The sequence below is a fragment of the Pseudomonas sp. 18173 genome (assembly GCF_050432945.1).
Classification (GTDB): Bacteria; Pseudomonadota; Gammaproteobacteria; order Pseudomonadales; family Pseudomonadaceae; genus Aquipseudomonas.
This window is the reverse complement of the sequence record NZ_JBKFTN010000001.1, coordinates 220,165-231,935: the sequence shown is the minus strand read 5'-3', so window position 1 is coordinate 231,935 and position 11,771 is coordinate 220,165. Positions and strand designations below refer to the sequence as shown.

The 11,771-nt window shown below is 60.8% G+C and carries 9 protein-coding genes; 3 read left to right on the top strand and 6 right to left on the bottom strand.

Annotated elements, in window-relative coordinates:
* Nucleotides 1-114: 114 nt before the first annotated feature.
* The 3 genes from ACLD1X_RS01035 to ACLD1X_RS01025 are packed head-to-tail and all read left to right on the top strand — an operon-like array spanning nt 115 to nt 1,734.
* Nucleotides 115-786, top strand: coding sequence for a class I SAM-dependent methyltransferase (locus tag ACLD1X_RS01035; RefSeq protein WP_429365757.1), 672 nt, complete (start codon nt 115-117; stop codon nt 784-786).
* A 4-nt stretch (nt 787-790) separates the two neighbouring features.
* Nucleotides 791-1,504 carry a lipopolysaccharide kinase InaA family protein gene (locus tag ACLD1X_RS01030; protein WP_429365756.1) on the top strand — a complete coding sequence of 238 codons (714 nt, stop codon included), beginning with the start codon at nt 791-793 and terminating at the stop codon, nt 1,502-1,504.
* 2 nt (nt 1,505-1,506) lie between these two features.
* Nucleotides 1,507-1,734: a hypothetical protein gene (locus tag ACLD1X_RS01025; RefSeq protein ID WP_429365755.1), complete on the top strand. Its 228-nt coding sequence runs from the start codon at nt 1,507-1,509 to the stop codon at nt 1,732-1,734.
* A gap of 181 nt (nt 1,735-1,915) precedes the next feature.
* Here the strand turns inward: ACLD1X_RS01025 and ACLD1X_RS01020 are convergent, their stop codons facing one another.
* From ACLD1X_RS01020 to ACLD1X_RS00995, 6 genes are all read right to left on the bottom strand, one after another.
* Entirely contained in the window at nt 1,916-4,942 is a 3,027-nt protein-coding gene (locus tag ACLD1X_RS01020; RefSeq protein ID WP_429365754.1) for a multidrug efflux RND transporter permease subunit, read from the bottom strand.
* A 13-nt stretch (nt 4,943-4,955) separates the two neighbouring features.
* A complete protein-coding gene (locus tag ACLD1X_RS01015) occupies nt 4,956-6,104 on the bottom strand; it encodes an efflux RND transporter periplasmic adaptor subunit (RefSeq protein WP_429365753.1) in 1,149 nt (382 codons plus the stop codon).
* Between the two features lie 201 nt (nt 6,105-6,305).
* A complete protein-coding gene (locus tag ACLD1X_RS01010; protein ID WP_429365924.1) occupies nt 6,306-7,406 on the bottom strand; it encodes a DUF1513 domain-containing protein in 1,101 nt (366 codons plus the stop codon).
* Nucleotides 7,407-7,420: 14 nt separating this feature from the next.
* Nucleotides 7,421-8,485 (bottom strand): imelysin family protein, encoded by a 1,065-nt coding sequence (locus tag ACLD1X_RS01005; RefSeq protein WP_429365752.1) that lies wholly within the window; start codon nt 8,483-8,485, stop codon nt 7,421-7,423.
* Between the two features lie 27 nt (nt 8,486-8,512).
* Nucleotides 8,513-9,940 (bottom strand): di-heme oxidoredictase family protein, encoded by a 1,428-nt coding sequence (locus ACLD1X_RS01000; protein WP_429365751.1) that lies wholly within the window; start codon nt 9,938-9,940, stop codon nt 8,513-8,515.
* Between the two features lie 290 nt (nt 9,941-10,230).
* The gene (locus ACLD1X_RS00995; RefSeq protein ID WP_429365750.1) at nt 10,231-11,586 is read right to left on the bottom strand and encodes an imelysin family protein; all 1,356 of its coding nucleotides are present in this window, start codon (nt 11,584-11,586) and stop codon (nt 10,231-10,233) included.
* Nucleotides 11,587-11,771: the final 185 nt, after the last annotated feature.

Below are 11,771 nucleotides of genomic sequence, written 5' to 3'. Positions count from 1 at the left end.
AAAACCCTGTAATACTTAAGGGTTTCACCTAACGAAATTTTCACAAGTGGATCACCTGTCACCTACACCATGAAACCTAAGGTAGTTGCTATCAGAAGTTCAGGAGACCTGACGATGGATGGCCCGATCAAACTCGATTTTTCCGAAAAGTACGACGACCAGCACGCGCAACGCTATTTGCGCAAACACCAGGATGGTCTCGGCCGTCGCTTGTCCCATTGGCGTGACGAACAACTGGCACGCAAGGCGCTGGCCCTGGCCGGCGAGCCTGGCCTGGTCCTCGACTTGCCGTGTGGTGCGGGGCGTTTCTGGCCCTTGCTGGCGGAAAAACCCAACCGCGTGATCATCGGCGCCGATAACTCGGAGTCCATGCTGAAGATCGCAACCCAGGCGCAACCTGCCGACGTGGTGAAACGGGTACAACCCTTGCACACTTCTGCATTCGACATCGCCTTGCCGGACAACGCCGTCGACAGCATTTTTTGCATGCGCCTGCTCCACCACATCGGTGAAGCCGAGCATCGCATGGCCATTTTGCGTGAATTCGAGCGCGTTTCCCGTGACAGCGTCATCCTTTCGCTGTGGGTCGATGGCAACTTCAAGGCCTGGAAACGCAAGCGTTCGGAGAGAACCCGTGGGCAGGAAGGTTACCAAAACCGGTTTGTGTTACCGGCGGCTACCGTAGAAAAGGAATTTGAACAGGCGGGTTTCCGCATCCAGGAACAACTGGACTTTTTACCGCTCTATGCCATGTGGCGAGTTTACGTATTACGCAAGACGAGGTAACAGGATGGCAGTGCAGTGTGCAGCAGAAACGGAAGTCGCTCCTGAGGATCGCTTCGATTATTTTTGGAATCAGCGCGGTGAATGGGTCGAGGAACCCAACGTCCGTCGCGGTGGGGAAAGCGGCGTTCAACGAGTGGTGGGCAGTGATGGTCAGCTGCTCTACGTCAAGCGTCAGACCGGGCATATCCATCGTAGCTGGCAGCACCCTTTCGGGCGGCCTACAGTACTGCGCGAGCGTGCTGCGCTCACCGGTGTGACCGCACTTGGCGTACGGGTTCCGCAAATCGTTTTCTGCGGCGCACAGCGCGATCCTGTGCACAAATGGCGTGCCTTGCTGGTCACCAGGTCGCTGGATGGCTTCGAAGAGATCGAACACTGGTACGCCGGTGGTGGCCGTGAACGTCATGGTGAAGCCGTACACGACCGCGTGCTCAAGGACCTGGCTGAAAACCTGGCCCGCATGCACAAGGGCCGCTGGCAGCACAGCTGCATTTACATCAAGCACGTATTCGTTCGGGTGACCGGTGAGGGCGAGTCGGCCAAGGTCGAAGTTGCCCTGATCGATCTGGAGAAATGCCGACAGCGTTTGACGGCCTATCGCGCTGCGGCCCATGACATGAAGCAATTGCGTCGCCATTCGTCGTTCAGCGAAGCAGACTGGAAAAAGCTTGTCTACTTTTATGAGACGGCGTTTGGCAGCGCTATCAAGGGTTTATAGCGATGAAACTCGAAATTGCACGAGGTTTGTTCCTGGTAGGAGCCTTGGCAGTTGCATCGATCGCGATGGCAGCCTGGGAGCAACCACGCCCCCAGGTTCTCAGCTCGATAAACGCAGAAGAACATTGTCCGTTGCCACGGGTTGCGAAGGCATCCGTGGCCGCTCAACCCGATCATGATTTGTTGCTGTTCATGTTCGGGCTTTCTCAGGGATTGAGGCCGCAAAGTTGAACCGATTGAAGCCCAAATGAAAGGCCTCGCTGATGCGAGGCCTTTTTTTTGCCCAGATTTCAGGTTCAACGCTGACCTGTGTGGGAGCGGGCTTGCTCGCGAATGCGGCCTGTCATTCAACAACTATGTTGTCTGACACCCCGCATTCGCGAGCAAGCCCGCTCCCACAGGTTTTACTGCATCAGCGTTTATCCGGTTTGGCCAGCAACGTGTAGATGCAGGGCAACACAAACAGGGTGAACAGTGTGCCGATCGACATGCCCGTCGCGATGACCGTGCCGATGTCGAAGCGGCTGACCGCGCCCGCACCGCTGGCGATGATCAATGGCACCATGCCGAATACCATCGCCGCGGTGGTCATCAGCACCGGCCGCAGGCGGATGGCCGCCGCTTCCTCCACGGCCTCCCGTGCCGTCAGGCCCTTGTCCTTGCGTAGCTGGTTGGCGAACTCGACGATCAGAATGCCGTGCTTGCTGATCAGCCCGATCAACGTCACCAGCCCGACCTGGGTGTAGATGTTCATGCTCGACCAGCCCAGGAACAGCGGAATCAATGCACCGCAGATAGACAGCGGTACCGTGACCAGGATCACCAGCGGGTCGCGGAAGCTTTCGAACTGGGCCGCCAGGACCAGGAAAATCACCGCCAGTGCCAGGGCAAAAGTGACCCACAGGGCACTGCCTTCCTGAACGTATTGCCTCGATGCGGCGGCGTAGTCGAAGGCAAAACCGGCAGGTGCCTCTTCCCGGGCGATCTGGCTCATGAGGTCGACGGCTTCCCCCATGCTCACCATCGGCACTCCGGACAGGGTGGCCGAGTTGAGTTGCTGGAACTGGTTCAGCTGTCGCGGTCGAGCCCGGTCAGAGACGGTGATCAGGGTCGATAGCGCCAACAGTTCGCCCTTGGCGTTTTTCACGTAGTAATTGTTCAGCCAGTGCGGATTGTCGCGAAACGGCCGTTCGACCTGGGCAATGACTTTGTAGCTGCGACCTTCAATGGTGAAACGGTTGATCTCGGCTTCACCCAGCAAGGTTGCCAGGGTGCCCCCCAGGTCCTGCATGGAAACCCCCATCTGCGCGGCCTTGGCGCGGTCGATATCCACCACCACTTCCGGCTTGTCGAAGGCCAGGTCAACGTGCACAAATGCAAACTTGCCGGATTCCATCGCCCGTTTTTTTACCCGGTCGGCCACCTGCAGCAGCAATTCGTAATCGTTGGCGGAGTTGATGACGAACTGGAACGGCAGGCCTTCGCCGGTGCCCGGCAGGGATGGCAGGTTGAAGCCGAAAATCTGCAACCCCGGGATCTTTTCCAGTTTGGCCTGGACGTCGGGCAGGATCGACATTTGCGTGCGGCTGCGCTCGTTCCACGGCTTGAGCAGGAAACCGCCGATGCCTGATTGCACGCCGTTGAAACCATTGATCTGGAACGACGAGTAGTACTCGGGAAACGCCTTGAAGATCGAGACGAACTCGTCGGTGTAGGTGTTCAGGTAGTCGAGGTTGGTCGGTTGCGGGGCATTGGCGATCATGAAAATGATGCCTTGGTCTTCATCCGGTGCCAGCTCCGACTTGGTGAATTTGAGAAAGACCGGAATCAGGCACAACACGATCACCGCGAACACCAGCACCACGGGGCGGGTGCTGAGGGTGCCGTGAAGCATGCTCTGGTAGCGGCGCTTGAGGCCTTCGAAAATCAGGTCAAGGCGATGGGCCAGGCCACTGGGGTTCTCATCGTGGCGCAGCAGGAATGCACACATCATCGGCGACAGGGTCAGGGCGATGATTCCGGAAATCACCACCGCGCCCGCCAGGGTCAGGGCGAACTCCTTGAACAGCGCCCCGGTCAGGCCGGTCAGGAAGCCTATCGGCGCATACACCGCCGCCAAGGTGATGGTCATCGAGACCACCGGCATGGCGATTTCCCGGGCGCCTTCAATGGCGGCGTCCAGCGGTGTCTTGCCTTCCTCGATGTGGCGGTGAATGTTTTCCACCACCACGATGGCGTCGTCCACCACCAGGCCGATGGCCAGTACCATCGCCAGCAGGGTGAGCAGGTTGATCGAGTACCCCATCATCTGCATGAAGAACATGACGCCGATCATCGACAGCGGGATGGTCACCACCGGGATCACCACCGAACGCAGGGCGCCGAGGAACAGGAACACCACCACGATCACGATCAGCACCGCTTCGAACAGGGTTTTCACCACTTCGTCGATCGAGGCCTGGATGAACCGGGTGGCGTCATAGGCGATTTCACCCTTGAGGTTCGGCGGTAGCTGGGCCTCGAGTTCCGGCATGATCTTGCGCACTTCCTTGATCACATCCAGCGGGTTGGCGCCGGGCGTCGCCTTGATGCCGATGTACACCGAAGGGGTGCCACCGAACGAACTGATGGTGTCGTAGTTTTCCGCGCCCATTTCCACCCGCGCCACATCCCGCAGCAGCACGCGGCTGTCGCCATCGATCTTGAGCGGAACGGCCCCGAAGGCTTCGGCGGACTTGAGTTCGGTATTGGCGTTGATGCTGGTGACCACGTATTCGCCTTTCACCTCACCCGCGGCCGAGAGGAAATTGTACTGGCGCACCGCGTTGGTCACATCGCTGGCACTGAGGCCGAAACCCGCGAGCTTCGCCGGGTCCAGCCACAGGCGCATGGCAAATACCTGATTGCCGAGGATCTCGGCTTCGGCCATGCCGGGCAAGGTCGCCAGTTTCGGCTGGATCACCCGTGACAGGTAATCGGTAATCTGCGGGTTGTTCAATTCCTTGCTGAAGAAGCTCATGTACATCAGCACGGACGCATCGGCAGATTGCTTGCTCAGCACAGGGTCTTCAGCGTCCTGGGGCAGCTTGCTCTTGACCTCGTTGGCCTTGGCCAGCAGTTCGGTGAACAGACGGTCGCTGTTGGAGCCGACGCGTGCGTAGATCGAGATCACCGAAAAGTTCTGGCGACTCACCGAGGTCATGTAGTCGATGCCCTCGGCGCTCGCCAGGCTTTGCTGCAGCGGTTGCGTGATATAGCCCTGGATGGTCTCGGCGTTGGCCCCGGGGTAGGCGGTGGTCACCGTGATCAGGGCGTTTTCCATTTGCGGGTACTGGCGCAGCGGCAGTTTGCCCCAGGCCTGGAAGCCCAGCAGCACAATCAGCAGGCTGACCACGGTCGCGAGGACCGGGCGGCGGATGAACGGGTCGGTAAATGCCATGGGGATTCCTTGATCAGTCCGCGCGTGGCGGGCTGCTCTGCTCAGCCAGGGTCTTGTCATCGCTGATGGCAATGTGTGCGCCATTGTCCAGTTTGAGCTGGCCGGCGGTCACCACTTTATCGCCGCTCTGCACACCTTTGGTGACCATCACCAGCCCGTCGCGGCGTTCGCCGGTTTCGACAAAACGCCGTTCGGCGATCAGCACCGGCTGGCCCTTGTCATCCTTTTGCGGGCTGCCGTCTTCGGCCTTCTTGGGGACGGCCACATACACCGAGTTGCCGTAGAGCGTGTAGGTAATCGCGCTTTCCGGTACCACGATGCGCGGCTGCGGGTCGGGCATGAGTACCTGGAGGCTGGCGAACATGCCGGGCAGCAACTTGCCATCGGGGTTGGCCAGGGTGGCGCGAACCTGCACGTTACGGGTGCTGTTCTCGACTTTGGGGTTGATTGCACTGATGGTGGCAGGGTACTCCAGGGTCGGATACGCCGCGACAGTGACCTGCACTGGCTGGCCGAGGGCAATCCTGGGCACCGACTGCTCGGGCACGAAAAAGTCGACATACAGGCTACTGATGTCTTGCAGGGTGGCAATCATGGTGCCGGTGGCCACATAGTCGCCAACGTCCACCTGGCGAATGCCGATGGTGCCGGTGAACGGCGCGATGATGCGTTTTTTCTCGAGCGCAGCCCTGAGCTGATTGACCGTGGCCCTGCTTTTTTTCAGGACCGCCGAGAGCCGGTCGAACTCACCTTTGGAAATCGCCTGGCTGCCCACCAGCTGGCTGCCTCGGTTGAAGTCCACCTGGGCCAGCCCGAGGTCGGCCAGGGCAGTTTCGAGCAAGGCACTTTCCACGGCACTGTCGAGCCGGACGATGGGTTGACCGGCCTTGACCTTCTGCCCTGACTCGAACTGGACGTCAATGACGGTGCCATCGGTCTCCAGGCTCAGGTCCACGCCTTGCAAAGCCTTGAGCGTGCCCACGGTAGGCAGGCGGGCTTGCCATGGGCGTTCGGCGGCGGTGGCCACGGCAACGCTGATGGCCGGCCTGGGTGCTGCGTAGCCTTGAACCATCGTATAGATCGAGAAGGCTTTGTACGCAGCCAGGACCAGCACAATCAACAGAACCACACCTAACATGATCAGCATGCGGCGACGCAGCATATTCCAGTTCCTTGGAGGAAATCAGGTGAGACAGCGGGGCACATTACCGGGAGTGTAGAGGGTAATCCGGCTGCCGTTTTTACAGGTTGTGATGTATTAGAGGGGGGAAAGCCTGAAAAAATTCGCCGCCTTGGGCCGCGCCTGCGGGGTGTCCGTCATCCCGATGCAGGCGCGGCCCAAGGCGGCGATTTTCTCAATGAATCAGGCCATCAGATGCAGATGGTTGTCCCAGAGCCCTGCGGGTAGCTCCAGCGGTTTTGCAACAAGAGTTGTCTGGCGGCAATCGTAGTAGCGGCAGCGGCCCTGACCCGAGGTCACGACAAAACCGTCGGCCACGGCGCCGACCCCGGCGCAATCGGGCAGTGGTGCATCCAGGCGTACTTCGCCGCTGTCCAGGTCCCAGATGAAAAAACGGTTGCCCCGCGGTGCCGTCAACGCCACCAGGCGCAAGTCGCTGTGTATCGCGACGCTGGCGGTGTAGTGCCCCATGGCCTGCAACTGGTGCTCGGGCACCGGGAACGCAACAAAAGGCTGACCGGGGCGCTTGATCGCCAACAGCTCCGACGACTCGTGGGCCGCGCCCATGAACTGCTGGCTGGCGACGATGGTGCCGTCGCTGGCGATGGCGAGATGACGCACGCTGTTCATCTGCTGGGCGAGGGTTTCCTTGCTCAGCAGGGTGCCGTCGCGCTGCATCAAGACCAGGCTTGGTTCCATGGCGTTGAGGTTCATCTCCACCCGGCTTTCGGCCTCGGTGCGGATCCCGCCGTTGGCCACCACCAGGGTTTCGCCGTCGGGCATCCACGACACCTGGTGCGGCCCGAGGCCGTGGGTGGAAATTTCACCGCGGTGCACCAGTCGTTCGCCTTCGAATTGATACACGCCGAGCAGGCCGCGCCCCGGATCGGTGGTGTCGTTTTCGGTGGCGTACAGCCAGTCGCCGCCGTGGTGAATGACCGCGTGCCCGTAGAAGTGCCGGTTCGGCTGTGACACCACGGTTTGCAGGAGCGCGCCGTCGCGCAGGTCGATCAGGTAGCTCTCGGTACCCGGACGGCGGGCGACAAACAGCGCAATCGGCTGTGTCGGGTGGTTGATGATGTCGTGGCAACGCTGGCCGACCCGGGTGGCGAACACCTGGGTGCCGTCCAGCCGATAACCGACGGCGTAATGCTGGCCATCGGTATCGTCCCGTGCCGAAAGCAACAACGGACTCTTGTCCTTTTGCTTGAACAGCTTCCAGCCGCCCAGCGTCACCGCACCCAGCAACAAACTACCTAATGTCAGAACCTGGCGCCGCAGCATGGAACTCGCCCTCATCAGTCACCGTCGTTGGCGTTGAAGCCCAGTTGGATGCCCAGCGCCTTGGCCAGATCAGCCTCGTGCAGGCGATGTACAGCGTTGAGGCTTTCGTACAGGTCATTGAGCTGTTGACGACCGGCGTCGTCACCAAGCATTTCGGTCAGCGAGCGCTGGTTGCCGGCGAACAGTTTCAGCGAGGCGGCGTAGGCTGCATCGATCTTGTCGGCCAACGGTTTCTGCTCGCTCGGCAACAGGCTGCGCAGGCCTTTGTTATCCACACCTTCCCAGACCGTTTTAGCGGCCGCGAGGCTGGCCTCAAGGCTGGTCAGGGATGACTGGCTACGCCACGCATCGGCCTGGAACGGCTGCGGAACGCCCTTGGTCTGGCGGCCCATTGGCGTGCCGAGTTTTTTCTTCAGGGTGTCGATGGCGGTGACCTGCACGCGCAGCAGATCGGCGATCGCTTCGTGGGAGTCTGCGTAGCGCTGGTTCGGGAACTTGCTCATTTGCGCGAGCATGCCGTCGGTGTTGTTCCAGGTTTGCAGAATCTCTTCGGCCAATAGCTTCTGGCGTTCGCCAATCGCGACCAACAGCGGGCAGTACCTGGCCTTCTGTTCAGCGTTGGCGACGTCAGGCTTGCTGTCGAACAGAATGTATTCGTAGGCCGAGAGACCCTGTACCACAACGCTGGACTTGGCCAGTGCGGCGGCATCGATCTGCGGCTGGGCGGTGACCAGTTGCTCGACCTGACGGCCGACCAGGTTTTTCTTGTCCGGCCAGAACTGTACTTGCCACGAACGGTTGCCTTCGGCCAATGGCCCGATCAGCAAGGGTTGCAGCTCGGCCCAGGCCTTTTGCGCATGCAGGAAATCGGCACGGGCGGTTTCCAGGGTTTCCTTGCCTTCGCAGTAGGCGAGGGCGCTGATTGCCAATTGACGGTCGGCTTCAACCCAGCGGGTGTAGGTCGGCAGGATCACCGATTTGGCGATGGCCGCCGACGTGACCGCTTGCGGGTCCTGCGGCGAGCAGGCGCCCAGGGCGAGTGCGGCAAGGCTGGTGAACAACAATTTCGGACGGAACATGTCGGGCTCCCGCGAGTGGAATGCGTGTTAAAGGGAATTCAGGAACGCCAGCAACGCGGTGCGCTGCTCGGCATTGAAAGACAAAACCTGTTGCTGCGCCGCAGTCGCTTCGCCGCCATGCCAGAGCACGGCTTCGAGCAGATTGCGGGCGCGGCCGTCGTGCAGGAACTGGGTATGGCCGCTGACCGCTTGCGTCAGGCCGATGCCCCACAACGGCGGGGTACGCCATTGGCGGCCGCTGGCCTGGAATTCCGTACGGTTGTCCGCCAGGCCTTCGCCCATGTCGTGCAGCAGCAGATCGCTGTACGGGCGAATCACTTGATTGGCCAGTTCAGGTTCGGCGGCGTTGGCGGCGGTGGTGTATTTCGGTGTGTGACAGGACTGGCAACCGGCCTGGTAAAACAGGGTCTTGCCGGCCAGCACTTCAGGGGCGTTGACGTCACGACGGGCCGGGACGGCGAGGTTGCGGCTGTAGAACAGCACCAGGCGCAGGATGTTATCGCTGACTTCCGGCTCGCCATTCGGGCCGTTGCCACTGGGTGCCTGCTTGCAGGCAATTTGCGCGTCCGTGCAGTCATCAAAGGGTCTCAGGCTGGTCGTGAGGCCCATGTCACCGGAAAACGCATGAACATTTTGTTGATTGAGGTTCGGTTGTCCGGCTTTCCAGCCAAAGCGTCCCAACACGGTCTTTTGCCGCGCATCGTCCCACACCTGGTTAGGACGCCCGCTGATGCCGTTGTTCGCCCTGGCTTGTGCCTCGGCGTTGGCCAGGATCGCCTCATCGGGGATCGCTTCGAGCAGGCCCAGGCCAATCATCGGCGGTGCCACACGCGCCGAGAAACGGGTGTCGGGGTGCATCGGTCCATAACCCAGTTGGGTGATGTTCAGGCTTGGCTTGCGCAGCTCGACTTCGGTGCCGTCCTTGAAACGCACCGGCACGGCGGTGTAATCGACCCGCACTTTGCCTTCGGGGGCCACACCGGGCACGGCCATGTCCTGGAACTGACCGCCGTAGACGGGCTCCGGCACCACGCCGAGCTGCTCGATGACCTTGGCATACGCCGGGGCGTCGGGAATCGACAGGCGTACCAGCATCGACACGGCATTCGCATCGTTCGGAGTCGGCGGATGGCCGCGCCCGTCCTTGATGTGGCAGCCCTGGCAGGCATTGGTGTTGAACAGTGGGCCGAGGCCATCGCGGGCGGTCGTCGTCGACGGGGCGATCACCCAGGGGCTGCGGAAGAAACTGTTGCCGACGCTGAAATCCACACGCCGAGACGGCGCCAGGTTCGCCGAGGGCATCGAAAACGCGTTCTGATCGGTCTTGCGCACCGTCGCACCGCCGCCGGAGCGGGCTTCACCGGGTTCAGCCCGGGTGAATTTCGGGGCGTCATCGCAGGCACTCAGGCCCAGGGCCAGAAACAGTGCGGACAAGCGAAGAGGCAGCGGGGGCATCAGACATCCTGCAAGACGAGCAAAACAAGGGCGCAAAGTCTAACAGGGGATACGAATTTGAATAAGAGGAATTATCGTTTGCTTGATGTGGGGCAGGGTTTATCTACAAACCACGATCCCCTGTAGGAGCGAGCTTGCTCGCGATGAATTCGAAGGCAACGCATTTTTCCAGACAGCACGCGTCACCGTTCACGTCCATCGCGAGCAAGCTCGCTCCTACAGGCGGGCTCATTCGGGCAGGTACAAAAAAGGCGACCCGCAGGTCGCCTTTTTCATTCAGCCAGCGTTGATCAGAATTCGTGATCAGCGTTGTCCGGGTTCAGGTCGTTGATGCCCAGTTTGCCAGCGGCGGCTTCGATCGAACCGGTCTGCTTGACCAGCGACGCGATGGCGTCACGGACGATCTGGTTGCCCGCGGTGTTGCCGGCAGCGATCAACTGGTCGTAGTGCTCACCCTTGTTGGCGTGATCAACCATCAGCTGGATCTTGGCTTCGGTGGCGGCCAGGTCGGCTTTCAGCGCGGTGTCGGCAGCCGGGTCGGCCTTGGCCACCAGGGACGACAGGCTGGCGCCGGTCATTTTGGTGCCGTCGACACGGGTGTATTCACCCAGGTACACGTTACGAATGCCCTTGGCATCGTAGAAGTGCGAGTTGTGGGTGTTGTCGCTGAAGCAATCCTGTTCGTCTTCCGGGGAGTTGGCTTCCAGGGAAACCTTCATGCGCTCGCCCGCCAGTTCGCCCAGGGACAGGCTGCCCATGCCGAACAGCATTTTGCGCAGGCCGGACTCAGCCGGTTCCGCTTCCAGGGTGGCGCGGTAGTTGTCGGCCACGTTCGGCTTCCAGTTGCCGACCATTTCTTCCAGGTCGCTGACCAGCAGCTGGGTCACGGCTTTCAGGTAGGCACGACGACGGTCGTTGTGGCCACCGGTAGCGCCTTTGCCTTCCAGGTAGTCCGAGGCCGGACGGTTGCCGGCGCCTGGGCCGGTGCCGTTCAGGTCCTGGCCCCAGAGCAGGAATTCGATGGCGTGGTAGCCGGTGGCGACGTTGGCCTCGGAACCGCCCAGCTCGTTCAGGCTGGCGAGTTTTTCCGGGGTGATGTCTTTGACATCGACCTTGTCTTCGCCGATCTGCACTTCAGTGTTGGCGATGATGTTGGCGGTGGCACCCGGGTTGCCCAGGGCGTGTTCGTAGGATTTGTCGACGTAGTCGATCAGGCCTTCGTCCAGCGGCCAGGAGTTCAACTGACCTTCCCAGTCGTCAACGATGGTGTTGCCGAAGCGGAATACTTCGCTCTGCAGGTAAGGCACGCGAGCGGCAACCCAGGCAGCCTTGGCGGCTTTCAGGGTGTCGGCGTTCGGCTTGGCGAGGAAGGCGTCGATGGCGGTTTGCAGGGTCTTCGCGGTGGATTCGGCATCGCTGTAAACGGCGAAAACCATGTCGGCGTAGTGCGCGACAACGGCTTTGCCGGCGGCTTCGTCGACTTTACCGGCAGCGGCAGGCGCAGCGGCTGGAGCAGCCGGGGCAGCCGCAGTGCTGGCAGCTGGCGCAGGCGCGGCAGCTTTTTCTTTGTCTTTGCCTTCGCCGCAACCGGCGAGGGAAATAGCGATGGCCAACAGACTGGCGGTAGCCAGAGGCATACGAATCATGGCGAACATCCTGCTTCGATAGAGGGTGGAGTCGTGCTATGCGCACGCAAAACTGCGACATAATGCAAATCTTTCGCATTATGTGTAAAGGGTTGTACCTGGAAATATTTCTTATTCACAGAACGCGGGTCGCAACTCTGTAGGAGCGAGCTCGCTCGCGATGAACCTGAGAACAATGCGCTCAT

Bases quoted from the DNA above. Each gene is read 5' to 3' on its own strand.
- ACLD1X_RS01035 (WP_429365757.1), top strand. From the start codon at position 115: ATGGATGGCCCGATCAAACTCGATTTTTCCGAAAAGTACGACGACCAG.
- ACLD1X_RS01030 (WP_429365756.1), top strand. From the start codon at position 791: ATGGCAGTGCAGTGTGCAGCAGAAACGGAAGTCGCTCCTGAGGATCGC.
- ACLD1X_RS01025 (WP_429365755.1), top strand. From the start codon at position 1,507: ATGAAACTCGAAATTGCACGAGGTTTGTTCCTGGTAGGAGCCTTGGCA.
- ACLD1X_RS01020 (WP_429365754.1), bottom strand. From the start codon at position 4,942: ATGGCATTTACCGACCCGTTCATCCGCCGCCCGGTCCTCGCGACCGTG.
- ACLD1X_RS01015 (WP_429365753.1), bottom strand. From the start codon at position 6,104: ATGCTGCGTCGCCGCATGCTGATCATGTTAGGTGTGGTTCTGTTGATT.
- ACLD1X_RS01010 (WP_429365924.1), bottom strand. From the start codon at position 7,406: ATGCTGCGGCGCCAGGTTCTGACATTAGGTAGTTTGTTGCTGGGTGCG.
- ACLD1X_RS01005 (WP_429365752.1), bottom strand. From the start codon at position 8,485: ATGTTCCGTCCGAAATTGTTGTTCACCAGCCTTGCCGCACTCGCCCTG.
- ACLD1X_RS01000 (WP_429365751.1), bottom strand. From the start codon at position 9,940: ATGCCCCCGCTGCCTCTTCGCTTGTCCGCACTGTTTCTGGCCCTGGGC.
- ACLD1X_RS00995 (WP_429365750.1), bottom strand. From the start codon at position 11,586: ATGATTCGTATGCCTCTGGCTACCGCCAGTCTGTTGGCCATCGCTATT.